General features: G+C 69.8%; 19 protein-coding genes, 1 pseudogene and 1 riboswitch. Of the genes and pseudogenes, 5 read left to right on the plus strand and 15 right to left on the minus strand.

The features are described from left to right. Position 1: 1 nt before the first annotated feature. The 7 genes from ACQEWB_RS13290 to ctaE form a co-directional block, all read right to left on the minus strand. Positions 2-2,215, minus strand: coding sequence for a protein kinase domain-containing protein (locus ACQEWB_RS13290; protein WP_432830411.1), 2,214 nt, complete (start codon positions 2,213-2,215; stop codon positions 2-4). 68 nt (positions 2,216-2,283) lie between these two features. Then, positions 2,284-3,645, minus strand: a complete 1,362-nt coding sequence (locus ACQEWB_RS13295) for an aminotransferase class V-fold PLP-dependent enzyme (RefSeq protein WP_432830413.1) — start codon at positions 3,643-3,645, stop codon at positions 2,284-2,286. A 103-nt stretch (positions 3,646-3,748) separates the two neighbouring features. Next, positions 3,749-3,865: riboswitch (SAM riboswitch) on the minus strand. Between the two features lie 72 nt (positions 3,866-3,937). After that, positions 3,938-5,002 carry an anthranilate phosphoribosyltransferase gene (gene trpD / locus ACQEWB_RS13300; protein ID WP_432830415.1) on the minus strand — a complete coding sequence of 355 codons (1,065 nt, stop codon included), beginning with the start codon at positions 5,000-5,002 and terminating at the stop codon, positions 3,938-3,940. Positions 5,003-5,142: 140 nt separating this feature from the next. After that, positions 5,143-6,777 (minus strand): cytochrome bc1 complex cytochrome b subunit, encoded by a 1,635-nt coding sequence (gene qcrB / locus ACQEWB_RS13305; protein ID WP_432830417.1) that lies wholly within the window; start codon positions 6,775-6,777, stop codon positions 5,143-5,145. Further along, positions 6,774-7,829 carry a cytochrome bc1 complex Rieske iron-sulfur subunit gene (gene qcrA / locus ACQEWB_RS13310; RefSeq protein WP_432830419.1) on the minus strand — a complete coding sequence of 352 codons (1,056 nt, stop codon included), beginning with the start codon at positions 7,827-7,829 and terminating at the stop codon, positions 6,774-6,776. Before qcrA ends, qcrB begins: the two co-directional genes overlap by 4 nt. Next, complete coding sequence (gene qcrC / locus ACQEWB_RS13315) at positions 7,826-8,635, minus strand: cytochrome bc1 complex diheme cytochrome c subunit (RefSeq protein ID WP_432830421.1); 810 nt, start codon at positions 8,633-8,635, stop codon at positions 7,826-7,828. The genes qcrA and qcrC overlap by 4 nt, the downstream gene beginning before the upstream one ends. An 80-nt stretch (positions 8,636-8,715) precedes the next feature. Beyond that, positions 8,716-9,336, minus strand: coding sequence for an aa3-type cytochrome oxidase subunit III (gene ctaE / locus ACQEWB_RS13320; RefSeq protein ID WP_432830423.1), 621 nt, complete (start codon positions 9,334-9,336; stop codon positions 8,716-8,718). A 178-nt stretch (positions 9,337-9,514) separates the two neighbouring features. Here ctaE and ACQEWB_RS13325 point away from each other — a divergent pair, with 178 nt between their 5' ends. Beyond that, positions 9,515-9,919: a hypothetical protein gene (locus tag ACQEWB_RS13325; protein WP_432830425.1), complete on the plus strand. Its 405-nt coding sequence runs from the start codon at positions 9,515-9,517 to the stop codon at positions 9,917-9,919. On the opposite strand, the gene ACQEWB_RS13330 is transcribed toward ACQEWB_RS13325, so the two are convergent. The 4 genes from ACQEWB_RS13330 to ctaC all read right to left on the minus strand — a co-directional run bounded on the left by ACQEWB_RS13330 (position 9,916) and on the right by ctaC (position 14,400). Beyond that, on the minus strand, positions 9,916-11,178 hold the full coding sequence (locus ACQEWB_RS13330; RefSeq protein ID WP_432830427.1) for an Ig-like domain-containing protein: 1,263 nt from the start codon (positions 11,176-11,178) through the stop codon (positions 9,916-9,918). The genes ACQEWB_RS13325 and ACQEWB_RS13330 overlap by 4 nt on opposite strands. 131 nt (positions 11,179-11,309) lie before the next feature. Then, positions 11,310-11,708, minus strand: a complete 399-nt coding sequence (locus ACQEWB_RS13335) for a cytochrome c oxidase subunit 4 (protein ID WP_432830429.1) — start codon at positions 11,706-11,708, stop codon at positions 11,310-11,312. After that, on the minus strand, positions 11,705-13,441 hold the full coding sequence (gene ctaD / locus ACQEWB_RS13340) for an aa3-type cytochrome oxidase subunit I (protein WP_432830431.1): 1,737 nt from the start codon (positions 13,439-13,441) through the stop codon (positions 11,705-11,707). Before ctaD ends, ACQEWB_RS13335 begins: the two co-directional genes overlap by 4 nt. After that, on the minus strand, positions 13,438-14,400 hold the full coding sequence (gene ctaC / locus ACQEWB_RS13345) for an aa3-type cytochrome oxidase subunit II (protein WP_432830433.1): 963 nt from the start codon (positions 14,398-14,400) through the stop codon (positions 13,438-13,440). The genes ctaD and ctaC overlap by 4 nt, the downstream gene beginning before the upstream one ends. A 244-nt stretch (positions 14,401-14,644) precedes the next feature. Between ctaC and ACQEWB_RS13350 the strand changes: the two genes are divergently transcribed. After that, positions 14,645-16,021, plus strand: a complete 1,377-nt coding sequence (locus ACQEWB_RS13350; RefSeq protein WP_432830435.1) for a cysteine desulfurase/sulfurtransferase TusA family protein — start codon at positions 14,645-14,647, stop codon at positions 16,019-16,021. On the opposite strand, the gene ACQEWB_RS13355 is transcribed toward ACQEWB_RS13350, so the two are convergent. Further along, entirely contained in the window at positions 16,022-16,996 is a 975-nt protein-coding gene (locus ACQEWB_RS13355) for a carbohydrate kinase family protein (RefSeq protein ID WP_432830437.1), read from the minus strand. 164 nt (positions 16,997-17,160) lie between these two features. Here ACQEWB_RS13355 and ACQEWB_RS13360 point away from each other — a divergent pair, with 164 nt between their 5' ends. Then, positions 17,161-17,370 carry a hypothetical protein gene (locus ACQEWB_RS13360; protein ID WP_432830439.1) on the plus strand — a complete coding sequence of 70 codons (210 nt, stop codon included), beginning with the start codon at positions 17,161-17,163 and terminating at the stop codon, positions 17,368-17,370. A 206-nt stretch (positions 17,371-17,576) separates the two neighbouring features. Beyond that, complete coding sequence (locus ACQEWB_RS13365) at positions 17,577-19,631, plus strand: hypothetical protein (RefSeq protein WP_432830441.1); 2,055 nt, start codon at positions 17,577-17,579, stop codon at positions 19,629-19,631. Positions 19,632-19,714: 83 nt separating this feature from the next. Here the strand turns inward: ACQEWB_RS13365 and ACQEWB_RS13370 are convergent, their stop codons facing one another. Then, positions 19,715-20,071 (minus strand): iron-sulfur cluster assembly accessory protein, encoded by a 357-nt coding sequence (locus ACQEWB_RS13370; RefSeq protein ID WP_030582488.1) that lies wholly within the window; start codon positions 20,069-20,071, stop codon positions 19,715-19,717. 266 nt (positions 20,072-20,337) lie between these two features. Here ACQEWB_RS13370 and nadA point away from each other — a divergent pair, with 266 nt between their 5' ends. After that, positions 20,338-21,522, plus strand: coding sequence for a quinolinate synthase NadA (nadA, locus tag ACQEWB_RS13375; protein WP_432830443.1), 1,185 nt, complete (start codon positions 20,338-20,340; stop codon positions 21,520-21,522). Positions 21,523-21,537: 15 nt separating this feature from the next. Here nadA and ACQEWB_RS13380 read toward each other — a convergent pair whose 3' ends face one another. After that, complete coding sequence (locus ACQEWB_RS13380; RefSeq protein ID WP_432830445.1) at positions 21,538-23,865, minus strand: protein kinase domain-containing protein; 2,328 nt, start codon at positions 23,863-23,865, stop codon at positions 21,538-21,540. Positions 23,866-24,119: 254 nt separating this feature from the next. Beyond that, positions 24,120-25,011: pseudogene (locus ACQEWB_RS13385) on the minus strand (ABC transporter substrate-binding protein). Positions 25,012-25,043 lie beyond the last annotated feature (32 nt).

The following is a 25,043-nucleotide window of genomic DNA, read 5'->3' on the forward strand; positions in this document are numbered from 1 at the left end:
ACTACAGCTCCAGGGCGGCGATTCCCTTCGCGGTCGCCACGTAGGCGCGGCTGCCTTTGATCACGGGGCTGTGGACCCCGCCGTCGGGCTCGGGGTCGGCGAAGGGCAGTTTTCGGCGCTGCTTGCCGTTCGCGTCCACGACGTGGAGGGCGCCGTCCAGGCAGACGTAGACGGAACTCCCGACGACAGTGGGATCGCTGTGGTCCGCGCCGCCCTGCGGGGCGTCGAAGACCCACCTGGTCTTCCCGGTCGCGGGGTCGATGGCCGCGAGGCTCCCCTGGTCGGTGGTGACCGCGAGGCCGCCGAGGCGGACCGAGGTGAAGTAGCGGCCGCCGCCCGCGTCGTCGTTCTCGACGCTCCACAGGACCTTGCCGCCGGTGCTGATGCCGTGCAGGGCCTCGGTACCTCCGGACCCCACCATCAGGGTGCTGCCGACCAGGGTGGGCCGCCCCGGGTCGATCCCCGCCGGTGCCGACCAGCGCAGGTTCCCGTCCATCAGACCGAGGGCCTGCACGAAGTTCCCGAAGGTGCCGACGTGGACCAGGCCGTTCCCCACCGTCGGCTCGCTGGTGGGCGCCCCGTCGGTCCGCCGCTCCCAGACGACACCGCCGCCCGAGCTGTAGGCACGGACACCGCCCTCCTCCGACGTGGCACCGGTCGTGACCAGCACGAAGTCACCGGCGACCACGGGGAACTGGCTGCCGCCCCCGTCGATCTTCTTCGTCCAGCGGACCCGGCCGTCCGGCGCGACCGCACACAGCTTCGACGCGCCCTCGCCGCCGTCCTCCAGCAGGCAGTACGCGCCGTCCGCGGTCGCCACCGGCGGCATCACGGGACCGCCCAGGTCGACGGCCCACAGCTTCTTCCCGGCGGGGGTCAGCGCGTGCAGGGAACCGTCCGCGCCCCCGACGTACAACCGGTCGCCGGCGGGTGACACCGCGACGCACGCCCCATGCCGCCCGCCCGCACGGCCGCCGAGCCCACCGACGTCGTAAGTCCAGCTCACCCCGGCGGGCAGCGTGGCACCCGCCGACCGGTCGCTGGACACGGACGTACCGGGAACTCCGTCTCCGGATCCCGACGGGTCCTCACCACCCCGGTCCCGCAGCCAGAGCCAACCGCCGGTCCCGGCCCCGGCGGCGACCACGGCCCCACCGACCAGCACTCTCAACATGCCGCGCCGGGAAGGGCGTTCGGCGATCGGCGCGCCCGTGTCGGCAGTCACGTCCGGTACATCCGGTAGGTCCGTCACCTCGGTGACCGTCATCGGGGCGACGTACTCGACCCGGCTCTCCCGCTCCCCCGAGTCCCGTTCCGGAAGCCAGCGTTCGGTGTCGCCGATGGAGGGAGCCGGGTCCGCCGGGGGCAGGTACCAGCCGGCGCGCAGGCCCCTGCCCAGGGAGTCGGCGGTGTGGCCGACCGCCGCGGGCAGCCCGGCCGGGGCGAGCCGGGTCGCCGGGTCCTCGGCCAGGCAGGACTCGACCAGCGGGCGGAGCGCGTCCGGGACACCGGAGAGGTCGAAGTCGCGGGTCAGGATGCGCAGCAGGATCACCGAGTCCTGCCCCTCGCCGAAGGGTTCCCGACCGGCGGCCGCGTACGCGAGCACCGCGCCCAGCGAGAACACGTCGCTCGGCGGGCCGACTTCGGCGCCGTTGCGGATCTGCTCGGGCGAGACATAGCCGACCGAGCCGACGACGGCCCCGGTGTTGGTCAGCGCGGTCGCCTCCAGGGCCCGTACGATCCCGAAGTCGATGACCCGGGGGCCGTCCGGCGAGAGCAGGATGTTGGAGGGCTTCAGGTCCCGGTGGACCATCCCCTTGGCGTGGATCGCGGAAAGGGCCTCGCCGAGCGCGGCGCCGAGCAGCCGTACCGCCTCCTCGGGCAGCGCGCCGTGGTCGAGCACGGCGTCCCGGAGGTTCGGCCCTTCGACGAACTCCGTTGCCATCCAAGGCCGTTCGGCCTCGGTGTCGGCGTCGACGACCCGCGCTGTGTACGTCCCCGCGCCGCCGATGGTCTGCGCGGCCCGCACCTCCTGCCGGAACCGGGCCCGGAAGGTGCGGTCCTCCGCGTGCTCGGCCCGCACCACCTTCACGGCCAGCCGCAGCCCGCCCCGCCCCTCGGCGAGGTACACCTCTCCCATACCGCCCGCGCCGAGCCTGCCCAGCACCTCGTACGGTCCGATCCGTCGCGGATCGTTCGCGCGCAGCGCTTCCACCCTGTGCTCCCCCTGTCAGCGTCCTGCTGCTTGAGGAGGAGCGTATACGTCGGACGTCGTACGACGCCTCAGACGGCCGGCACGCAGCGGCCGTCCTCGGTGCGGTACTGCCACTTCGCGCCGACCGTCACGAGTTCCCTGACGGCGTTCACGAACCGCTCCACGTGCTCGTCCGGGGTGCCCGCGCCGAAGCTCACGCGGATCGCGTTGAGGGACTTCTCGCCGGGCGCGGCCTCGGGGGCGCCGCACTCGCCCTGGGTCTGCGGGTCGCTGCCCAGCAGGGTGCGGACGAGGGGGTGGGCGCAGAAGAGGCCGTCGCGGACGCCGATGCCGTACTCGGCGGAGAGGGCGGCGGCGAAGTGCGAGCTGTTCCAGCCCTCGACGACGAAGGAGATCACGCCGACGCGGGGGGCGTCGTCGCCGAAGAGGGAGAGGACGCGGACCTCGGGAACCTCGGCGAGGCCCGTGCGCACCTTCTCGATCAGGTGCTGCTCGCGGGCGACCAGGGTGTCGAAGCCGGCCTCGGTGAGGGCCTTGCAGGCGGAGGCGATGGAGTAGGCGCCGATGACGTTCGGGGAGCCGGCCTCGTGCCGGGCGGCGCTGTCGTGCCACTCCACGTCGACTCCCCCGTCCTCCCGCCGGGTGACCTTGCGGCTGGCGCCGCCGCCCGCCAGGTAGGGGTCGGCGGCCCGGAGCCAGTCGGCGCGGCCGGCCAGGACGCCGGAGCCGAAGGGGGCGTAGAGCTTGTGGCCGGAGAAGGCGACCCAGTCGACGTCGAGGTCCTGCACGGAGACCGGGTGGTGCGGGGCGAGCTGGGCGGCGTCCAGGACGATGCGGGCGCCGTGCGCGTGGGCGGCGGCGGCCAGCTCGCGGACCGGCCACAGCTCGCCGGTGACGTTCGAGGCACCGGTGACGCAGACCAGGGCCGGGCCGTACGGGTCCCGGTCGGCGAGGGCCTGCTCCAGGGTCTCGACGGCCTGGCGCGGGGTGCGCGGGGCGTTGAGGTAGGTGACCCGGGCATCCTTCCAGGGCAGCAGGCTGGCGTGGTGCTCTGTCTCGAAGACGAAGACCTGGCAGTCGGCGGGGAGGGCCGCGGCGAGGAGGTTGAGCGAGTCGGTCGTGGACCGGGTGAAGATCAGCTGGTCGTCGGCACGGCAGTCCAGGAACTCGGTGACCGTCTTGCGGGCGTTCTCGAAGAGGTCGGTGGAGAGCTGGGAGAGGTAGCCGGCCCCGCGGTGGACGCTGCCGTAGTAGGGCGCGTAGGCCGCGACGTCGTCCCAGACGCGCTGGAGGGCGGGGGCGCTGGCCGCGTAGTCGAGGGCCGCGTAGGTGACCTCGCCGCCGGTGACGAGCGGGACGGTGACATCTCGGCCCAGAACGGGCAGCGGGGTGCAAATGGCCTGGGCGGAGGCAGCGGTGGAGACAGACATGGGGGAGCTCCCGGGGAAGGCAAGAAAGAAGGTGAGAAGGGGTACGCAGAGGCGGGGCTCAGCGGCCCTATCGCATTCGCTTGCTCATGGGGAACTCCTCAGACGACCGCGCTTGCCGTGAACCTTGCTGTTCACGGCCTGGTCCTCACCCGGGGCACCCCGCCACGGACGGAGGGTTGCCGGACAGTCGGCCGGGGCCTCATGACTGTCACTCATGACCTGGTACAGGAACGTACGCGAGGTGATCGCGGTCCCGCAACTCGTGTCCGAATTACGGGACCGCGCACCCCTGCTACGCGTTGCTGGCCGCCACCCAGCGCTCCAGCGCCCGCTTGGCCGACCCGGAGTCGATCGACTCGGCCGCCTTCGCCATCCCGGCCCCGATCTGCTCGGCCAGGGTCCCGGTGCCCGGATCGAGAGCCACGAGGGCCGCCGCCGAGTTCAGGAGTACGGCGTCACGGACCGGGCCCGTCTCGCCGTCGAGCAGGCGACGGGCGACGTCGGCGTTGTACGCCGGGTCAGCGCCCCGCAGCGCCTCCACCGGGACCAGCTCGATGCCGACGTCACGCGGGTCGAAGGTCTCCTCCGTGACCTTGCCGTCCCGGACGATCCAGACGCGGGAGGTCGCCGTGGTCGTCAGCTCGTCGAGGCCGTCGTCGCCGCGGAAGACCAGGGAGGAGTTGCCGCGGTCCGCGAAGACGCCGGCCACGATCGGCGCCATGCGCGGGTCCGCTACACCCACCGCCTGCGCCCGCACCTTCGCGGGGTTGGTCAGCGGGCCGAGCGCGTTGAACACCGTACGGATGCCCAACTGGCCGCGTGCGGCGCCCACATGACGCAGCGCCGGATGGAACTTGATCGCGAAGCAGAAGGTGATCCCGGCCTCCTGGGCCACCTCGGGCACCCGCTGCACGGGCAACTCCAGGTTGACGCCCAGCTTCTCCAGGACGTCGGACGCCCCGGACGCGGAGGACGCGGCCCGGTTGCCGTGCTTGACGACCCGGGCGCCGGTGCCGGCGACGACGATCGAGGACATCGTGGAGATGTTGACGGTCTTCGCGCCGTCGCCGCCCGTGCCGACGATGTCGACCGTCGGGCCGGGCACCTCGATCACGTTCGCGTGCTCGTACATCGTGCGGACCAGGCCGTTGATCTCCTCGACGGTCTCGCCCTTGGCCCGGAGGGCCACCACGAACCCGGCGATCTGCGCGTCGGTCGCCTCGCCGCGCATCATCAGGTCCATCGCCCACGCGGTGTCGTCGGTGCTCAGGTCACGGCCGCCGAGCAGACCGTTCAGCAGGCCGGGCCAGGAACGGCCCGCCGCGGTGTCGCCTCCTGCGGGGGTCACAGCGCTCATAAGGCCGCTCCTGAGGGTCGTAAGACATGGTTCAACAGATGCCCCCACCCTATCCAGCTCAGGGCATGCAGAAGGGCCCCGTCCGAACACCGGACGGGGCCCTTCTGGTGCGCTGTGGCGAGCGCAATGACAAGCAGTGATCAGTGGTGGCCGTGGCCGCTCGTGATCTCCTTGTACTCCTCGACGGTCGGCTTGGCGATCTGCGACTCCTCGCCGTAGTACGCCTCGCTGAGCTTGGCGCGCAGCTTCTCGGAGCCCTTGACCTTGCGCTCGACGCCGTTCTCGTCGACCGTCGGGCCGATCTCGGCCGGCTTGTACTGCTCGTGCGCGGTGAGGGTGTGCAGCGCGTCCTGGCTGAGCGGCTCGTGCACCTCGATGAACTCACCGTGCGGCAGGCGCTTGATGATGCCGGACTCGCGGCCGTGCAGCACCTTGTCCTTGTCGCGGCGCTGCAGGCCGAGGCAGATCCGCTTGGTGGCGATGAAGACCAGGACCGGCATCACGAAGAAGGCGACACGCACGAACCAGGTGATCGCGTTGATCGACAGGTGGAAGTGCGTGGCCCACAGGTCGTTGCCGCCACCGATCATCAGCACGAAGTACCAGGAGATCCACGCGGCACCGAACGCGGTACGCGTCGGGGCGTTGCGCGGACGGTCCAGGATGTGGTGCTCGCGCTTGTCGCCGGTGACCCAGGACTCGATGAACGGGTAGACCGCGATCGCGACCAGGACCAGCGGGAAGATCACCAGCGGGATGAACACGCCCAGGACGAGCGTGTGGCCCCAGAGGTTGATCTCCCAGCCCGGCATCGTACGGATCAGGCCCTCGGAGAAGCCCATGTACCAGTCGGGCTGGGCGCCGGTCGACACCTGGTCCGGTCGGTAGGGGCCCATGGCCCAGATCGGGTTGATCGAGGCGATCGCCGCGATGGCCGCGATGACGCCGAAGACCAGGAAGAAGAAGCCTCCGGCCTTCGCCATGTACACGGGCAGCAGCGGCATGCCGACGACGTTGTTGTTGGTCTTTCCGGGGCCCGCGAACTGCGTGTGCTTGTGGTAGAAGACCAGGATCAGGTGGCCCACCAGCAGACCGAGCATGATGCCCGGCAGCAGCAGGATGTGGACCGAGTAGAACCGGGCCACGAAGTCGCCGCCCGGGAACTCGCCGCCGAAGAGGAACATCGACAGGTACGTGCCGACGACCGGCACGGACAGGACCGCGCCCTCCATGAAGCGGACACCGGTGCCGGAGAGCAGGTCGTCCGGGAGCGAGTAGCCGGTGAAGCCGGTGAACATGCCCAGGACGAGCAGCAGGAAGCCGAACAGCCAGTTGACCTCACGCGGCTTGCGGAACGCGCCCGTGAAGAACACGCGCATCATGTGCACGAACATGCCCGCGAGGAAGATCAGCGCGGCCCAGTGGTGGATCTGCCGGATCAGCAGACCACCGCGCACGTCGAAGGAGATGTGCAGGGTCGAGCTGAAGGCCTCGGACATCATCTGGCCCTGCAGCGGGATGTAGCTGCCGTGGTACTCCACCTCGTTCATCGACGGGTGGAAGAACAGCGTCAGGTACACACCCGTGAGGATGAGGATGATGAAGCTGTACAGGCACACTTCACCCAACATGAACGACCAGTGGTCGGGGAAGATCTTGCGCATGTTGCTCTTGGCCAGGGAGTAGATCCCCAGCCGCCCGTCCGCCCAGTCGGCGACGCGCTCGCCGGCCGGCGCTTTGCCGCGCCGGGCCTCGGTGCTGGTGTTGGTGCTCATCCGCGCTCCCAGAATGCAGGACCGACGGGCTCTTCGAAGTCGCCGAGCGCCTCGAGGTAGCCCTCGTCGTTCACGCTGATCCGCAGCTGCGGCAGGGCGTGACCGGCGGGGCCGAAGATCACTCGGGCACCGTCGGAGAGGTCGAAGGTGGACTGGTGGCAAGGGCACAGCACGTGGTGCGTCTGCTGCTCGTACAGCGAGATCGGGCAACCGACGTGGGTGCAGATCTTCGAGAAGGCGACGATGCCCTCGTGCGACCACTCGAGCTCGCGCTTGTCCTTGATGTTGTCCGGCTGCAACCGGACGATCATCAGGGCCGCCTTGGCGATCTCGGTCTGGAAGTCCTCGTCGTGCTCCTCCAGGCCCTCGGGCTTGGCGAAGGTGAGCGAGCCGACCGCGACGTCGGAGGGACGCAGCGGCTCGTTCGTGTTCATGTTGACGAGCAGCTTGCCCTTGGACCACAGCGTGTGGCGGAGCTTGGTGCCCGGCAGCGGACCGAGGTCGCGCAGCAGCATGACGCCGGAGAGCGGGAACAGGGCCAGCGCACCGAACATGGTGTTGCGGATGAGCTTGCGGCGGCCGAGCGCGGACTCCTTGGCGCCCTGCTTGAAGTCGGCCATGACCTTGGCCTTGACCTCGGGCGACGCCTCGATCGGGTGACGCTCGTCGGCGATCTCCTCGTCGGACATCAGGGTGCGGGCCCAGTGGACCGCGCCCGCGCCGATCGCGAACAGTGCCAGACCGAGGGTCAGGCCCAGCGCGAAGTTCAGCGCGTTGATGTGCCCGATCGGGAAGACGTAGATCGCCTTGTCGTGCGGGATCGCCACGTAGGAGGCGATGAAGCCGACCGTGGCCAGCATCGAGACCGTGAACAGCATGGCCACCACACGCTCGGACCGCTTGGCGGCCCGCTCGTCGATGTCCTGCACCCGGTGCTCGTGGGGCGGCAGTCCGGGGTCGGCGAACGGGTCCTGCTCGTCCGCGACGCTTACGGCGCCGTGCGCGTCCTGCTCAGCGGGCAGGTTCTCTTCTGGAATGTCTTGGCTACTCATGACTTCTTGGCCTTTGCGGTCCGAGCGGCGACCCAGACGGCGACCGCGATCAGCGCGCCGAGTCCGAAGATCCAGGCGAACAGGCCCTCGGAGACCGGGCCGAGACCGCCCAGCTCAAGGCCGCCGGGGCTCTCGGTGTCGTCACCGTTGACCGCGTTCAGGTACGCGATGATGTCCTTCTTGTTCTGCTCCGACAGCGTGGTGTCGGGGAACGACGGCATGTTCTGCGGGCCGGTCAGCATGGCCTCGTAGACGTGCTTCGGGTCGACGCCCTCGAGGTCCGGCGCGAACTTGCCGTGCGTCAGCGCACCGCCCTTGCCGGTGAAGTTGTGGCACTGCGCGCAGTTGGTGCGGAACAGCTCGCCGCCCTTGGCGATGTCGGCACCGTCGGGGCCGTACTGCGCCTTGGTGGGGACGGTCGGGCCGGCACCCAGGGAGGCGATGTACGCCGCGAGCTGGTCGATCTCGGCCTGCGTGTAGATGACCTTCTTCTTCGGGATCTGCGCGCCCGGCTGCTGGGCCGGCATACGGCCGGTGCCGACCTGGAAGTCGACGGCCGCGCTGCCCACGCCCACGAGGCTCGGACCGTCGGAGGTGCCCTGACCGCCGGTTCCGTGGCACGTTGCGCAGCCCACGGAATAGAGCTTCTTGCCCTCGTCGATGGCGAGAGACTGGGAGGTTTCATCGGCCTGCGCCTTGCTCGCGGGCGCGAACGCGGCGTACAGCCCCCCAGTGGCCGCCAGCGCGAGGAGTAGGACGACGACCGCCGCCAGCGGATGGCGTCGTCGTGCGGAGAGCTTTTTCACGGATTACCCCGGTGTCAGGATCTTCAGCGTCGATGCTTCTGGGATGTGCGCCCGCCAGGCGCACGCGGGAACGGGCCCGGCTACTTGATCAGGTAGATCGTGGCGAAGAGGCCGATCCACACGACATCGACGAAGTGCCAGTAGTAGGACACGACGATGGCCGCGGTCGCCTGCTCGTGAGTGAACCTCTTGGCCGCGTAGGTGCGGCCGAGAACGAACAGGAAGGCGATGAGGCCGCCCGTCACGTGCATGCCGTGGAAGCCGGTGGTCAGGTAGAACACCGAGCCGTACGGGTCGGAGGACAGGGAGAGCCCGTCCTTCTTCACCAGCTCCGTGTACTCGAAGATCTGACCGCCGATGAAGATCGCACCCATCACGAAGGTGACGATGAACCAGCCCCGGAGCTTCTTCACGTCCCCGCGCTCGGCGGCGAAGACGCCGAGCTGGCAGGTGAGGGAGGAGAGCACCAGGATCGTGGTGTTGGTCGCGGAGAACGGAAGGTTGAGGCTGCTCGCCATTTCCTTCCAGTGATCCGGACCGGTCACCGATCGCAGGGTGAAGTACATCGCGAAGAGGGCCGCGAAGAACATCAGCTCGGAACTCAGCCAGATGATGGTTCCGACGCTGGTGAGGTTCGGCCGGTTGACCGACGGGTGCGCGTGCCCGGTTTCTACTGTCGTTGCTGTCGCCACGACCGACATTATGTCGGTCGCTTATCCCGCCCTCACTCCGGGGGGTGCCGTTCGGAGTGTCCGCACCGTGTGTACTGCCCGGATGGCCCATCGAAGCCGTGTTCCAACAGGTGTTGACGCGGTGTTCATGGGAGTAGCATCCGCCCCATCGGCAACCGATGTTCCCGACCAACGATGCGGAGGAACGATGCAGGCGACCGCCACGGTGCTGGTCTACAGCGATGACTCCAACACCCGCGAACAGGTCCGGCTGGCGACCGGACGCAGGCCTGCGCCGGACGTCCCCGTCGTCGAGTTCGTGGAGTGCGCGACACCCGCCGCCGTACTCAAGGAGCTGGACAAGGGAGGTATCGACGTCTGCGTCCTGGACGGCGAGGCCGTGCCCATGGGCGGCATGGGTGTGTGCCGGCAGATCAAGGACGAGGTCTTCAACTGCCCGCCGGTGCTGCTGCTGATCGGCCGGCCCCAGGACGCGTGGCTCGCGACCTGGAGCCGTGCGGACGCGGCGGTGACCCATCCGGTGGACCCGGTGGAGTTCGCCTCGGCCCTGGCCTCCCTGCTGCGGCAGAAGCGGCTTCAGCAAAGCGCCTAGACGCTTTCCGGCCTGAGCCTCGCCACCTGGGCGGGGCTCGGGCCGTCGGGTGTCCCGGCGACCAGCGCACTGCCCGTGCGCCACTTCTTCCAGCCCATGTTCCAGTCGCCGAAGCCGTTGCCGAAGGTCTCCATGGTGTCGCCGTAGGAGTTGACGACCTTCACCACGTCGCCCTCGTTGATGTGGTCGAAGAACCACTCGGCGTTGGAGGTGCTCATACCGGTGCAGCCGTGGCTGACGTTCTCGTAGCCCTGTGAGCCGACCGACCAGGGCGCGGCGTGCACGTACTCGCCGCTCCAGGTGACGCGGGTGGCGTAGTAGACCGGGAGGTCGTACGAGTCCGCGGAACCCTCGGAGATGCCGACCGTGGTGCCGCGCATGCGTACGAAGTACTCCTTGCCCAGCACCACTTTGACGCCGTTGCGGGTCTCGAAGCCGGGCTTGCCGGTGGTGACGGGGATCTCGTTGATCTCCTCGCCGTTCTTGTAGACCGTCATGGAGTGCGAGGAGGCGTCGGTGAGGGCGATGACCCGGTCGCCGATGCCGATCTTCAGGGGCTTGGACTCGGCGCCCCACAGACGGTCGCTGATCTTGACGCCGTCCAGGTTGCTGTGGACCGTGACGGTGGCGTGGGCGGGCCAGTAGTCCTTGGGCCGGTAGTGGAGCTCCTTGTCGTCCACCCAGTGCCAGGCGCCGTCCACGGCGGGCACCGAGTCGACCCTGAGGCCCCGCTCGATGATGGCGCGCTGCGCCTTGTCCTTGACCGGCTTGTTCAGCTCGGCGGTGATGGGCTGACCGACGCCGTAGGTGCCGGACTTGGGCCCGAACGTCACCTTCAGGGGCTTCTTGGCGGTGGGCCTGCTGGTGTCGAAGGCGAGCGTCTTGCGGCCGGGCGCCCCGTCCTCGTCCTCGGTGCTCACCCGCACCGTGTAGTGGGCGTTGGCGGCGAGCGGGGAGGTGCTGTGCCACCGGGTGCCGTCGGCGTTGAGTTCGCCCGTCACATAGCGGCCTGTGGCGTCCGTGGCGGTGACGTCCGTGATGCGGCCGTCGTCGTCCTCGGCGGTGACCTCCAGGGGCTTGTCCGGGTCGGCCTTCTTCCCGTTGCCCGAGGGGCCGTTGAAGGAGATCTGGTCCGACGCGTCGTACGGCTTGGCGGTCAGCGGGTTGCCGCCGCTGCCGCAAGCGGTGCCGCCCGCGCCGAGGGCGATCACCAGCAGCGTGCAGCTGACGACGGTGCGGGTGCGCGGAGTGTGGTTCATGACCATCACGCTATGGACGTTCGTCAAGGACGGCGCGCGGAGTAACTCGTACGAGCGACCCGTGCTGGTGCAAAAGCAGGAGCCCGGACCCTCCTGACGGAGTGTCCGGGCTCCTGTGAGCTCAGCGTGTGCTACTGGGTGCGGTTCTCACCGCGGTAGTACTCGAAGACCCAGCCGTACAGGCCGATCATGATGATCGGCGCCGAGAAGTACAGCAGCCACCAGCCGATGGCGATGGCCAGGAAGGCCAGCGCGCCACCGACGCCGAGGGCGAGCGGCTGCCAGCTGTGCGGGCTGAAGAACCCGACCTCGCCGGCGTCGTCCGCGACGTCGGCCTCCTTGTTGTCCTGCGCGCCCGCGTCGACCCGCCGGGCGGTGAAGCCCAGGTAGAAGCCGATCATGATGCACAGACCGAAGGCCATGAAGAGCGCCGTGGTACCGGCCGCCTCCTTCGACCACACGCCATAGACGACAGCCATGGCGAGGACGAAGACGCTCAGCCACATGAACATCTTGCCCTGAACCTTCACTTGCCGGCCTCCTTGCCACCAGCCAGAGCCTTCTCACCGTGAGGCGCGTTCTCGAGCTGGTCGAGGGCCGCGATCTCAGGGTGATGCAGGTCGAACGCCGGGGATTCGCTGCGGATCCGCGGCAGGGTGAGGAAGTTGTGCCGCGGCGGCGGGCAGGACGTCGCCCACTCGAGCGAGCGGCCGTAGCCCCACGGGTCGTCGACGCCGACCGGCTTGCCGTACTTGGCCGTCTTCCACACGTTGTAGAGGAACGGCAGGATCGACAGGCCGAGCAGGAAGGAACCGATCGTCGAGACCGTGTTCAGCGCGGTGAAGCCGTCGGCCGCGAGGTAGTCCGCGTAACGACGCGGCATGCCCTCGGCACCCAGCCAGTGCTGCACCAGGAACGTGGTGTGGAAGCCGATGAACAGCGTCCAGAAGGTGATCTTCCCGAGCCGCTCGTCGAGCATCTTGCCGGTCATCTTCGGCCACCAGAAGTGGAAGCCGGAGAACATCGCGAACACCACGGTGCCGAAGACGACGTAGTGGAAGTGCGCCACCACGAAGTACGAGTCGGAGACGTGGAAGTCCAGCGGCGGCGAGGCCAGGATGACGCCGGTCAGACCACCGAAGGTGAAGGTGACGAGGAAGCCGGTCGCCCAGAGCATCGGTGTCTCGAAGGACAACGACCCCTTCCACATCGTTCCGATCCAGTTGAAGAACTTCACGCCGGTCGGTACGGCGATGAGGAACGTCATGAAGGAGAAGAACGGCAGCAGCACACCGCCGGTGACGTACATGTGGTGCGCCCACACCGTCACGGACAGACCCGCGATCGCGATGGTCGCGCCGATCAGGCCCATGTAGCCGAACATCGGCTTGCGGGAGAAGACCGGGATGACCTCGGAGATGATGCCGAAGAACGGCAGCGCGATGATGTACACCTCTGGATGGCCGAAGAACCAGAAGAGGTGTTGCCACAGCAACGCTCCGCCGTTGGCCGAGTCGAAGACATGTGCCCCGAATTTCCGATCCGCCTCCAGCGCGAACAGCGCGGCGGCGAGGACGGGGAAGGCGAGCAGGACCAGCACGGCCGTCAGCAGCACGTTCCACACGAAGATCGGCATGCGGAACATGGTCATGCCCGGCGCGCGCATGCAGATGATGGTGGTGATGAAGTTGACCGCACCGAGGATCGTGCCGAAGCCGGAGAAGGCCAGACCCATGATCCACATGTCGGCGCCGATGCCCGGCGAGCGGACCGCGTCCGACAGCGGGCTGTAGGCGAACCAGCCGAAGTCGGCCGCACCCTGCGGGGTGAGGAAGCCGCCGACCGCGATGGTGGAGCCGAACAGGTAGAGCCAGTAGGCGAACATGTTCAGCCGCGGGAAGGCCACGTCCGGCGCGCCGATCTGGAGCGGCATGATCCAGTTCGTGAAGCCGGCGAACAGCGGCGTCGCGAACATCAGCAGCATGATCGTGCCGTGCATCGTGAACGCCTGGTTGAACTGCTCGTTCGACATGATCTGCAGACCAGGGCGGGCGAGCTCGGCGCGCATCAGCAGCGCCATGACGCCGCCGATCAGGAAGAACGCGAACGACGTGACGAGGTACAGCGTCCCGATCGTCTTGTGGTCAGTGGTCGTCAGCCACTTGATCACGACGTTGCCGGGCTGCTTGCGCCTGACCGGCAGCTCGTCCGCGTAGTGGGACCCTGCTGCCGCGGCACCCTGGGGTTCGTTGAGGATGCTCACAGGTTGTTCGTCTCCCGGTTCTTCTCGTGGCTCGTCTGCGCGATGCCGGCGGGAACGTAACCGGTCTGCCCCTTCTTGGCCAGTTCCTTGAGGTGCGCCTCGTAGCGGGCCTCGGAGACGACCTTCACGTTGAACAGCATCCGGGAGTGGTCCGTGCCGCACAGCTCGGCGCACTTGCCAAGGAAGGTGCCTTCCTTGTTGGGAGTCACCTGGAAGGAGTTGGTGTGGCCGGGGATGACGTCCATCTTCATCAGGAACGGCACCACCCAGAAGGAGTGGATGACGTCACGCGAGGTGAGGACGAAGCGGACCGTCTTGCCCTTGGGCAGCCACAGCGTCGGACCCGGGTTGCCGGTCTGCGGGTTCTTCGTGCCGGGCGTGCCGACGTCGTAGACACCGCCGGCGTTCGCCGGGAACGCGTTCTTGAACCGGTCCGGAATGGCGTCCAGGTTCTTGTCGGTCTTCGCGTCGCCGGTCACGCCCTCGACGGGCGTGATGTAGTTGAAGCCCCAGCTCCACTGGAAGCCCACGACGTTCACCGTGACGTCCGGCTTCTTGTCCGTGAGGCTGAGGAGCTTCGACTCGTCGCGGGCCGTGAAGTAGAAGAGCACCGAGACGATGACGAGCGGAACGACCGTGTACAGCGCCTCGATCGGCATGTTGTACCGGGTCTGCGGAGGTACCTCGACCTTGGTGCGGCTGCGCCGGTGGAAGATCGTGCTCCAGATGATCAGGCCCCACACCAGCACGCCGGTGGCCAGCGCGGCAGCCCAGGAGCCCTGCCACAACGAGAGGATCCGCGGAGCCTCTTCGGTGGTGGGGGTGGGCATACCAAGGCGGGGGAAGTCCTTGTATGTGCAACCGGTGGCGGTCGCCAGGACCAGGCCCGCGGTCATTGCCTGCAGCAGCTTCCGCCGCATCGGGCGCCGCGGCGAGCGGTCGGAGCCGTTGGGACTCACGTAGCGCCTTCCCGAGAGTCTCGCCCGCGCGGTATGGCTGCGGCCTGGCCTTCTCGGTGGTCGGTCGCCGTCCTGCGTCGGGCAGGGGTTTGGATGTTTATGCGGACCAAACCCTAGCCGACGCCCTCCGGGGGTTCGCGGGGAGGGGGGCCTAGTGGGGTGGGGGTTCGCTGGATTGGCGGCTGCGGGTGGGTTGTGGCTGGTCGCGCAGTTCCCCGCGCCCCTGCGGCGTTAGCGTTGACCTGTGTCTTACTTCGACGCTGCGTCCAGTGCTCCCCTCCATCCCGTAGCCCGTCAGGCGCTGTTGGCCTCCCTGGACGAAGGGTGGGCCGACCCTTCCCGCCTGTATCGCGAGGGGCGGCGGGCCCGGATGCTGCTGGACGCCGCCCGGGAGGCCGCTGCCGAGGCCGTGGGGTGTCGGGCGGACGAGCTGAGCTTCACCTCCTCCGGGACCGCGGCCGTACACACCGGTGTTGCGGGCGCGTTGGCCGGGCGGCGGCGCGTCGGGCGTCACCTGATCGTGTCTGCCGTCGAACATTCCTCGGTGCTGCATGCCGCCGACGCGCATGAGGCCGGGGGCGGAACAGTCACCCAAGTGGGTGTGGGCCGATCGGGCGCGGTGGATGCGTCGGGCTACGCGGCCACCCTCCGGGAGGACACCGCTCTCGCCTGTCTCCAGTCGGCCAATCACGAGGTGGGGACCGAGCAGCCGGTGGCCGCCGTGGCCGACGCGTGCCGGGCGGCCGGGGTGCCGTTGCTGGTGGACGCGGCTCAATCGCTGGGGTGGGGGCCGGTCGACGGGGACTGGTCGTTGCTCACCGGCAGTGCGCACAAGTGGGGCGGGCCCGCCGGGGTCGGGGTGCTCGTCGTACGGAAAGGGGTGCGATTCGCCGCGCAAGGGCCCGCCGACGAGCGGGAGTCCGGGCGGGCGGCCGGGTTCGAGAACCTGCCGGGGATCGTCGCCGCCGCGGCTTCGCTGCGGGCCGTGCGGGCCGAGGCGGAGCAAGAGGCGGTACGGCTGCGGGAGCTGACGGAGCGGATCCGGGTACGGGTGCCGCGGCTGGTGCCGGACGTGGAGGTGGTGGGCGATGCCGAGCGGCGGCTGCCGGGGACCGTCACCTTCTCCTGTCTCTATGTCGACGGGGAGACCCTGCTGCACGAGCTGGATCGGCAGGGTTTCTCCGTTTCCTCCGGATCGTCCTGCACCAGCAGCACTCTGACGCCCAGCCATGTGCTCAAGGCGATGGGGGTGCTGAGTGAGGGGAATGTGCGGGTTTCTCTGCCGCCGGGGACGCCCGAGGCCGATGTCGAGCGGTTCCTGGAGGTACTGCCGGGGGCCGTGGCGGGGGTGCGGGAGAAGCTGGGGGCGCCGGTTCCCGTGACGGTGCGGCAGGAGGACGCGCTGGTCGTGGACGCGCTGGGGAAGCTGTGCCCGCTGCCCGTCATCGAGCTGGCGAAGGTGATCGGGGACGTGCCGGTGGGCGGGACGGTACGGGTGCTGGCCGACGACGAGGCGGCGCGGCTGGACATTCCGGCGTGGTGCGAGATGCGGGGACAGGAGTACGTCGGTGAGGAGCCGGCGGACCACGGCTCTGCCTATGTGGTCCGCCGGGTCTCCTGACTAGACCAGGTGCTTCTGGACCTCGGCGGCGGCCTCGTCGCCGTACGCCTTGGTGAAGCGGTCCATGAAGTGGACCCGGCGGAGCTGGTACTCCTGGGTGCCGACCGTCTCGATGACGAGGGTCGCGAGCATGCAGCCGACCTGGGCCGCGCGCTCCAGGGAGACGCCCCAGGCCAGCCCCGACAGGAACCCGGCGCGGAAGGCGTCGCCGACGCCGGTGGGGTCGGCCTTGCGCTCCTCCTCCGCGCAGCCGACCTCGATCGGGTCCTCGCCGACCCGCTCGATCCGGACGCCCTGCGAGCCGAGGGTGGTGACGCGGTGGCCGACCTTCGCGAGGATCTCGGCGTCGCTCCAGCCGGTCTTGGACTCGATGAGCCCCTTCTCGTACTCGTTCGAGAAGAGGTACGTGGCACCCTCCAGCAGTATCCGGATCTCGTCGCCGTTCATCCGGGCGATCTGCTGGGAGAAGTCGGCGGCGAAGGGAATGGACCGGGAGCGGCACTCCTCGGTGTGGCGGAGCATCGCCTCCGGGTCGTCGGCGCCGATCAGGACCAGGTCGAGGCCGCCCACCCGGTCGGCGACCGTCTTCAGCTCGATCTGGCGGGCCTCGCTCATCGCGCCCGTGTAGAAGGAGCCGATCTGGTTGTGGTCGGCGTCGGTGGTGCACACGAAGCGGGCGGTGTGCAGGGTCTCCGAGATACGGACCGAGTCGGTGTCGACGCCGTGCCGCTCCAGCCAGGCGCGGTACTCGTCGAAGTCGAAGCCGGCCGCGCCGACCAGGATCGGCTGGGTGCCGAGCTGGCCCATGCCGAAGGCGATGTTCGCGCCGACGCCGCCACGGCGTACGTCGAGGTTGTCGACCAGGAAGGAGAGCGAGACCGTGTGCAGTTGGTCCGCTACGAGCTGGTCGGCGAAGCGGCCGGGGAAGGTCATGAGGTGGTCGGTGGCGATGGAGCCGGTGACTGCGATGCGCACGGCGAGGACTCTCCTGTGGGGAGACGGATTGACAGTTCACGCTACCCGGTCGTAGGCGGCAGGCTGAAGCGGTCGGGGCGGAGCCGTGGTGGGACGCGGAAGTGGCCAAAACTACCCGATAGTAGATCTTTCTTCGCGGGGTTCGGCGTGCATACGGTTCCGTCATGACGAAGCTGAAGGTCCCCGTTCCGGCCCCGGTCGACCTCGAAGGCGACCTCGCGTCGCTGCGGGGCGACTGCGCCCGGATGGTTCCCCACTGGGCCGTGCCCGACCGGATCACCGCCCGGCCGGTCTCCCCGTCGCTCATCCACGGCGTGACCGTGCCGCCGAGGTCGGCGAGGCTCCTGGACGCGATGTCGGACTACGGCGACTGACGGCGCCGCCACCGCCCGGTACCGGGCCACGGCGGCCGGAACGGCGTCCGTGGCCCGTATCGGCGCGTGCGAGGGAACCGTGCGCTCCCCCGGTGCGTCCCATCGCCGTCCCCCGGAAAGGGGATGCGCGATACGACCCCACTCCGCCCGTTTTGACAGGGTCGGGTCAGGGTCATGGACAGCTGTGCACGTGAAGGAGCGATGCGGTGAACACCGAGCGACCCGACAACGACGCCGCCGGCTCCGCCGAGGAGCGGGGCGACGGGGAGGAGCGGCGCGCCACGGGCGCGGGGACTCCCGAGGGTACGGAGGCCGACGCAGGCGCTCCTGAGCGGGCCGCGGACGCGGAGGCCGACGCGGGCCGGGTGAGCGCGGAGACGGAGGGCGACGGCGAGAGGGCGGGCGCGGCGGAGGCCACGGCGGCTGACGCCGAGACGGCCGATGCGACGGAGGCCACCGCGGCTGACGCCGAGGAGGCCGGTGCGGCGCAGGCCACGACGACCGACGCCGAGACGGCCGAGCTCACTCCGATGGACAAGCCCGGAGCCGCGCGGGACGGTGCCGCCGGAGGGGCTGGTGCCGCCGACGAGGCCGCCACCGCCGACACCGACACCGACACCGACACCGACACCGAGAGCCTCCGCCCGGAGGCATCGGCCCTCGCGAAGTCCGCCGCCGAAGCCACCGCTGTCGAAGAGCCGGAAGCCGCTCAGGCGGGCGCTGCCGAAGCGGCCGGGTCTCCGGAGGTCGCCCCCGCCGAAGTCCCCGGCCCCCATGAAACTCCCGCCGACACCCCCCGCCCGCCCCGGCGGCGCTCCCCCGCGCTCATCGCCTCCGTCGCCGCCGCCGTGCTCCTCGTCGGTGGTGGGGGTGCGTACCTCGCCGCCTCCGCTTCCGGCGGGTCCGGTGGGGGTACGAGTTCCGGGGCGTCCGGGGATGACGGGACTCCCCCGCCGCTCGCGCTCGACGGATACAGCGGGGGCAACGGCGTCGCGCCCGGGGAGCCGAATCCGTACGGGGTGACGTACGAGGCAGACGGCGGTCTTCCCGGTGGGCCCTCGTCGGCGGCCGTCTACAAGGCCTCCGGCGAGGTCACCAAGGACGAGGTCGCGCGGCTGGCCAAGGCGCTCGGGCTGGACGGGACGCCCGTGGCTCAGGGGCAGGCCTGGCAGGTGGGGCCGAGCAAGGACGGATCCGGGCCGAGTCTCGTCGTGAACAAGCAGGCGCCGGGGGCCTGGACCTTCCACCGGTACGCCGCCGGGACCGACGCCTGTCAGAGCACGATCGTGTGCCAGAAGGATCCGGCCAACCCGGCCGGCGACACCGTCAGCGAGGAGGCAGCCAAGAAGGCCGCCGCGCCGGTTCTCAAGGCGGTGGGTCAGGACGACGCGAAGGTCGACGCGAGCCAGGTCATGGGCGCGCAGCGGGCCGTGAACGCCGATCCGGTGGTGGGCGGACTGCCCACTTACGGCTGGACGACCGGGCTGACCGTGAGCGCGCAGGGCGAAGTGGTCGGCGGCAGCGGGCAGTTGAAGGCGCCGGTGAAGGGCGACACGTACCCTGTGCTGGGCGCGAAGAAGACGCTGGAGCTGCTGAACGCGGCGCCGACCGTCGACCACCGCATGGGCATCGGCGGCTGCGCCACCCCCGTACCGCTGAAGGACCGTCTCGAGCAGCCGTGCGGTCAGGGGACCTCGGCCGCGACGGCGACGGCGACGCCCGCGCAGAACACGGTCACCGTCGAGAAGGCGGTGTTCGGGCTGGCCTCGCACACCGTCGGCGGGCGGGCCGCGCTGGTGCCGTCCTGGCTGTTCGAGGTGCGGGCGTCGGGCGCGCAGGACCCCTTCACGGTGACGTATCCCGCGATCGACCCGAAGTACCTGGCCTCGAACACACCCTCCGGTGAGCCCACCCCGTCGGCGACCGGCCCGAGCGACCAGCCGACCTCGGCGCCGGCCACCCGGGACATCAAGGTGGACGGCTACACGGCCGACGGCAACGCGCTGACCGTCACCTTCACGGGCGGGGTCTGCGGCGACTACGACGCGAAGGCGACCGAGGGCTCGGCCCAGGTGACCGTGACGGTGACCGAGACGCCCTGGCAGGGCAAGGTCTGCATCATGATCGCCAAGGAGATGACGAAGACGGTGCAGCTGGACGAGCCGCTCGGCGACCGGACGGTCGTCGGCTCGGACGGCAAGGAGATTCCGCAGGTGAAGCCGGGGGCGCGGCTGCCGCGGACGACGGCCGAGGTGCAGTAACCCGCAGCAGCCCCGGACGTGCGCGAAGGCGGCGGCCCTGTCGGAGGGGGCCGCCGCCTTCGGCGTGTTCAGGACTGCGGGGCTTAGCTGAAGCTGTCGCCGCAGGCGCAGGAGCCCGTCGCGTTCGGGTTGTCGATCGTGAAGCCCTGCTTCTCGATGGTGTCGACGAAGTCGATGGACGCGCCGCCCAGGTACGGGGCGCTCATGCGGTCGGTGACGACCTTGACGCCGCCGAAGTCCTTGACCACGTCGCCGTCGAGGGAACGCTCGTCGAAGAAGAGCTGGTAGCGCAGGCCGGAGCAGCCACCGGGCTGGACGGCGACACGCAGGGCCAGGTCGTCACGGCCTTCCTGGTCGAGCAGGGCCTTGACCTTCGCCGCGGCGGCGTCGGACAGGATGATGCCGTCGGTGACGGTGCTGGTCTCGTCCGATACGGACATCTACATCTCTCCCGGGTTGTACGGAGACTGCTTGCCGACGGTTCCAACCGCCGGGGCCGCGGATTCATTCCGGGCCGAGCACTTGTCTTTGTCTTTCGCCTGCCTTTCATGCTCGCACACGCGAGCCGAAGCGAACAGCGGCCCAATGGGGCCCGGCGGCACGATGGCGGGATTCACGTCACATCGACGCAATGACCATCGTCAAGGTGACGTGAAGCGGGTTATGATAGATAACGTCAGTTCGACGAAAAGAAAGGGTGCGTGTCGTGACCACCGCCCAGACCCCGGAGCTCGACGTACAGCCGTCTCCGCTCGCCCTGCTGCTGCTCGGCCGCGAGGCCGACCCGAGGAGTGAGCGGGGTGTCGAGTGCCCCGGCGACCTGCCCTCGCCCTCCGACCCGGACCTGGTCGAGCGCGCCCGTGCCGCCAAGGCGAAGCTCGGCGACAAGGTGTTCGTGCTCGGCCACCACTACCAGCGCGACGAGGTCATCCAGTTCGCGGACGTCACGGGCGACTCCTTCAAGCTGGCCCGGGACGCGGCCGCCCGCCCGGAGGCCGAGTACATCGTCTTCTGCGGTGTGCACTTCATGGCCGAGTCCGCCGACATCCTGACGTCGGACGACCAGAAGGTGGTCCTGCCCGACCTCGCCGCCGGCTGCTCGATGGCCGACATGGCGACGGCCGAGCAGGTCGCCGAGTGCTGGGACGTGCTGACCGAGGCCGGCATAGCCGAGCAGGTCGTGCCCGTCTCGTACATGAACTCGTCCGCGGACATCAAGGCGTTCACCGGCAAGCACGGCGGCACGATCTGCACCTCCTCCAACGCCCAGCGGGCCCTGGAGTGGGCCTTCGAGCAGGGCGACAAGGTGCTCTTCCTGCCCGACCAGCACCTGGGCCGCAACACCGCCGTCCGCGACATGGGCATGTCCCTGGAGGACTGCGTCCTCTACAACCCGCACAAGCCGAACGGCGGCCTGACCGCCGAGCAGCTGCGGGACGCGAAGATGATCCTGTGGCGCGGCCACTGCTCGGTGCACGGCCGCTTCTCCCTCGAATCGGTCGAGGACGTCCGCGCCCGTATCCCCGGGGTGAACGTCCTGGTGCACCCCGAGTGCCGGCACGAGGTCGTGGCCGCGGCGGACTACGTCGGCTCGACGGAGTACATCATCAAGGCGCTGGAGGCGGCCCCGGCCGGCTCCAAGTGGGCCATCGGCACGGAGCTGAACCTGGTCCGCCGCCTCGCGAACCGTTTCGCGCCGGAGGGCAAGGAGATCGTCTTCCTCGACAAGACGGTCTGCTTCTGCTCGACGATGAACCGCATCGACCTCCCGCACCTGGTCTGGGCCCTGGAGACCCTTGCGGAGGGCAAGCTGGTCAACCGCATCGAGGTCGACCGGGAGACCGAGGCGTTCGCGAAGCTGGCGCTGGAGCGGATGCTGGCGCTGCCGTAGCCGCAGGGCCTCGTCTCACCCCGACTCGGACGTCCGGTCGGGGTGGGCGGGGTCGAGGCTGAAGAGGGTGCCGTCGGGGGTCATGACGGTCACGGCGCCGCCGTACAGGAGGACCTTGGGACTGGCCGCGTCGTCCGGCGATCCTCCGTCGGTCCGGGCGGCGGTCTCCCACAGGAGGGTGCCCTTGCGGGTGTCCAGGGCCGCCACCCGGCCGCTGGGGCTGGCCAGGTAGAGGGTGTGGGTGCGGGAGTCGTAGGTCGGCGGGCCGGAGTACTCCACGCTGGTGCGGGTCTGCCAGAGGGCCTTGCCGGTCAGCGCGGACACCGCGGTCACCTGGCCGTTCGAGCCCGTGATCCACAGGGTGCCGACCGCCAGCGTCGCGGAGCCGTCGTACGTCTTCGCAAGCTTCGTCGTCACCTGGCCCCCGGTCGTCGGGTCGGTCAGCAGGATCCTGCCGAACGTGGAGTCCTCCAGGGACACCGAGCCGCTCTCGCCCTCGGCCAGGAGCAGCGCCGGGTGGCTGTCCACGACTCCGATGAGACCGCTCTCGAAGGGGACCTGCTGGCGAGCGGTGACGGTTCCGTCGCCGGTGTTCACCTCCAGGAGCGCGGAGTACTTCGCGTTCTGCTCCGTCGGGTAGCACTGGGCGTACAGGCCGCTGCCGGCGGACAGGAAGGTGCAGTAGTCGCGGGCGGGCAGCTGCATCACCCAACGGGCCGCGCCGGTACGGGGGTTGCGGGCGGTCATGGTACGGCCGCCGGTCTCGGGCGTCAGGACCAGGCTGCCGGACATGACCGGGTCGACGTCGCCGTCGACCTTGCGCTGCCACAGCTCGTTGCCGTCCTTCGCGTCGAGGGCGACGACCGCGGTCGGGTTGGTCGCGGAGCCCTCCTTGGCGACGGCCTGCCGGACGAGGACCACTCCGTCGTACACACCGACGACCGAGGAGTTGTACCCGGTGGGGTCGTCGCCCGGTGCGGCGAGAGCGGCGCGCCAGACCGTCTTCCCGGTCCGCCCGTCCAGCCGCACCGGCAGCACGCCGTCGCCTCCGCAGTAGACGGCGTCCCCCTGGCTCAGACACTCCGACTGGCTGCCCGACGGCGGACCGTCGGCCGCGCCGAGCGCGTTGACCTCGCCCCACCGCGCCTCCTTGAACACCGTGGTCCGCCAGGGCGTCCAGCCGGTGGGCACGGCGGCCCAGCGGGAGGAGGCGGGCGCGGGGCTCGATCCGCCGCTCCAGCTCTGCGGGAAGCCGGGGCCGTAGGTGATGTAGGCGAGCAGTCCGAGCCCCACCGCGCCGACGGTCCCGACGGCCGCCCAGAGGGGGCGGGCCAGGCCACGGCGGCCCGATCCGGCCGTACCCGATCCGCTCGCACCCGATCCGCTCGTACCCGATCCTGCGCGGCCGCCGCCCCTGCGGCCCGAACCGGTCGCTGCCGTGCGGTCGGTGGCGTTGCCGGGGAACGTGCCCGCGCCGAGCAGCCCGTCCGAGCGGAGGGTCATGGTGGGCGGGTCGGCGGGGTCCGGTTCGGGCAGGGCGTCGGCGAACTCCTTTGCCAGTACGTCGAGTCCGGGCCGGTCGGTGACGTCCTTGGTGAGACAGCGCTCCAGGATCGCGCGGAGCGGCTGGGCCACGCCGTCCAGTACGGGCGCTTCGTGCACGACCCGGAAGGCGGTCATATAGGGACTGTCGGCGTCGAACGGGCCGCTCCCGGTGGCCGAGAACACGAGCAGCGCGCCGAGCGAGAAGACGTCGGAGGCGGGGCCGACGGAGCGGGCGTCGGTGAACTGCTCCGGGGACATGAAGGGCGGGGTGCCGATCAACTGCCCTGTCTCGGTGAGGGTGTTGCCGTTGCCGCTCTCGGCGGCGCGGGAGATGCCGAAGTCGATGACGCGGGGGCCGTCCTCGGCCATGAGTACATTGGCCGGCTTGAGGTCCCGGTGCACGACGCCGGCCCGGTGGATGTCGCGCAGGGCCTCGACCAATCCGAGGGCCAGTTGCCGCAGTTGGGCCGGGCGGAGGGCCCCGAACTCGCGTATCTGCTCGGCGAGGGAGCGTGCCGGCACGTACTGGGTGGCCATCCAGGGCCGTACGGCCTCCGGGTCGGCGTCGACGACGGGTGCGGTGAAGGCGCCGCTCACTTTGCGGACGGCGTCGATCTCCTGCCGGAACCGAGCGCGGAAGACCTGGTCCTCGGCGTACTGCGCATGCACCACCTTGACGGCGACCTCACGCCCGGAGCGGGCCCGCCCCCGGTACACGATCCCCATCCCACCGGCCCCCAGCCGATCGACCAGCCGGTACCCGCCGACCGACTTCGGGTCGTCCTTGTGCAAGGGCACGCCCGAATCCCCTCTCTGCGCGCGGCTGTTCGAGGGGTCAGCATATGTAACGAGGGTGACGGGGGAGGTGGGTGCGGGTGGAGAGTCTGCTGAGACCGATGGCGAGCCGGCTGCGACTACAACTCGATGGGGCGATGAGCAAGCGCCCGATCCACCAGTCGTATACGCCGCCTCCACGCTGGATGGGCTGCACATGGTGCAGGACATATAGACATCGCAGTTTGCCCTGATTCGTCAAACCGTTGCGCCAATTCTCAGCCGACGTGAAGGATTCGAAAGCGATCGGGATTTGCCGGATCTCGATCCACGACCTGGACCGGCGGCCAGGCCCACTGCCGGACGCCGATGCCCGGCGTGCGGGAGAACCGGATCTGTCCGCGGGTGCCCTCGACCTCAACGCGCGGCCAGGATCCGGCAGTTCGCGCCCGGTCCGCGCCGCCGGCGCGCAGTGCTTCGGCCAGGGCGGTGACCGTGTCGTAGCCCTCGAAGGCGACGAAGGAGGGTGCCGTCCGCACCCAGCAGCGCCGCCCATTCCGCGAACTCCGGCTGTCCCGCCGGTGCGCCGATCAGGACCTCGGCGAGGCGCTCGTCACCGCGGACGGACTTCACGATCGGCACCGTCGGCTCCGGGTGACCGACCAGGAGGAGGAGGGCTGTCGCGCCGTTGGCGGCCAGTTCGTCGCAGAGGGTCTTGGGGGTGAGCGTGCGCATGTCGAGTTCGGTGACCGTGCCGCCGTGTGGCGCGAGGTGGTCGCGGAGGACGCGGGTTCCGGAGGCCCAGTAGACGCTCGGTTGGGTTGCTACGGCGATGTGGGGGTGACCCGCGCCGAGGAGGAAGTCGGCGTAGAGCCGCCAGCCACGGGATTGTGCTGGAGCTATGCGCGCGACCCAGTTCGTCGGCTGGTCGGTGAGCTCGTCCAGCACCGCCGATGAGCAGAGGAAGGGAACGCCGAGGGCGTCCGCCCTCGCGGTGGCGGCGCGCGCGACCACGCTGTGGTACTCCCCCGCCAGCGCGGCCACGCCCAGGCCGGCCAACTCCTCCACGGCCGCCGCGGCCCGGTCCGGGTCGGCCGCGGTGTCCCGGACCAACAGTTCGAGTGGCCGTCCCTCGATCCCGCCGGCCTCATTGACCTCCCGCACCGCCAACTCAAGTCATGATCACCCGGACATGCAGCCTA

It is taken from the genome of Streptomyces sp. CA-249302 (assembly GCF_050936785.1).
In the GTDB taxonomy this organism is placed as follows: Bacteria; Actinomycetota; Actinomycetes; order Streptomycetales; family Streptomycetaceae; genus Streptomyces.